At 59.8% G+C, this 1,371-nt stretch carries 1 protein-coding gene and 1 pseudogene; both read right to left on the bottom strand.

The genetic code is table 11. The features are described from left to right. Positions 1-25: 25 nt before the first annotated feature. Positions 26-325, bottom strand: coding sequence for a hypothetical protein (locus AWB69_RS46805; RefSeq protein ID WP_075644119.1), 300 nt, complete (start codon positions 323-325; stop codon positions 26-28). A gap of 22 nt (positions 326-347) precedes the next feature. After that, a pseudogene (locus AWB69_RS45170) lies at positions 348-1,371 on the bottom strand (IS630 family transposase); the annotation flags it as partial.

The following is a 1,371-nucleotide window of genomic DNA, read 5'->3' as shown; positions in this document are numbered from 1 at the left end:
CTAGTACAACATCCCGTAAATAGGTTTAATAATTATCTGGCTGCAAATAAGGCTCCAGGAGCGTAACGACGAGTTGAGCCATCTCATCGAGCGGGCCTGAGCCCGGCAGAGGTTCCCATCGCCCACTATGGCTGCGAAAGGCTGCACCGTAAAGATTGCGGCCGAGCTCGCTCAGACGAGCCACAACAATCGGATCCTGATCGTCCAGACGTTTGATCAGCAGGTGAGCTCCGTAGGCTTGCGTAACGATCTGATCATGGCCCAGCAGAGCGCGCAGTTGGCGCTGCAGTTCGCTTGCATGATGTTTCGCGGTTAAGGTAGGCATGGCAAGTTCCACGTCAAGATGCGCCAGTTTGCAACGGATAGCCCCGGAAGGTCCATTTGAAGGGGCGCGCTGCCTGATTGCGCTCGCGAATAAACTGCTCGGTGCGCTCGCGCAGATGCGCGGTGCTGGTGTGGCTTGCATGGCGCAGCACCCGGCGGGTGTAGAGGGCAAACCATAGTTCGATCTGATTGACCCAGCTCGCATGCAAAGGGGTGAAGTGGAAGTGAAACCGCTTACCATGCCTCGCGTTGAACGCTTGCCACACGGCGTGTGCGCGATGCGTATTCAGATTGTCCCAGATGACATGCACCTGTTTGCCAGGGTACGCGTGCGCCACGCTCTCCATGAAGGCCACCAGATCGTCCTGCGTGCGCCGCTCGCGGCAGCTCCCCAGCACCTGTCCAGTATGAACATCGAGCGCGGCAATCAACGCCTGGGTGCCATGACGGATATATTCAAACTCACGACGACGCAGCCGTCGCGGCCCGGGCGCGCGTCCCGGATACTTGCGCTCGATGGCCTGAATGCCGGTTTTCTCGTCGATACTCAGCACTACCGCGTTCCTGGGTGCGCGGCGATACAGTTTGCAAATCACATTGACCTTCTCACGAAAGGCCGGATCCGGACTGTGCAGCCATTGTTGGACCCGGTGCGGGCGAATATCGCCGGCCTGCAAAATACGCTGCACATGGCTGCGGCTGATATGCCCGACAACGCCACGCTCCACGGCGCGCACCACAATCTCATCGAGCGTCGGCGTGACCCGTCCCTCAGCTTCCTGCGCTTCACACGCCAGCGCGATCAATTGCAGCCGCGTTTCCTGCGTGATGCGCGCAGGACGGCCACTGCGCTCGCCTTCCCGAATACCTTGCACACCTTGCCGCGCAATGCGCTTGCGCCACAGGCTGACCGTTTGCACGGACACGCCCAGTTCCTGCGCAATCATCGTATTAGAGTGGCCCTCATGAGCCAGTAACGCGATGCGCGCCCGCATCACATCTCGCTGTGCGGCCGTCTTGCGCCCGATCAGTGATAGCAGTTCCTGT

It is taken from the genome of Caballeronia udeis, from assembly GCF_001544555.2.
GTDB lineage: Bacteria > Pseudomonadota > Gammaproteobacteria > Burkholderiales > Burkholderiaceae > Caballeronia > Caballeronia udeis.
The sequence above is the reverse complement of the archived record's forward strand: the minus strand, read 5'-3'. Positions and strand labels throughout refer to the sequence as shown.

Excerpts from the sequence above, each read along its gene's own strand:
- AWB69_RS46805 (WP_075644119.1), bottom strand. The coding sequence starts at position 325 with ATGCCTACCTTAACCGCGAAACATCATGCAAGCGAACTGCAGCGCCAA.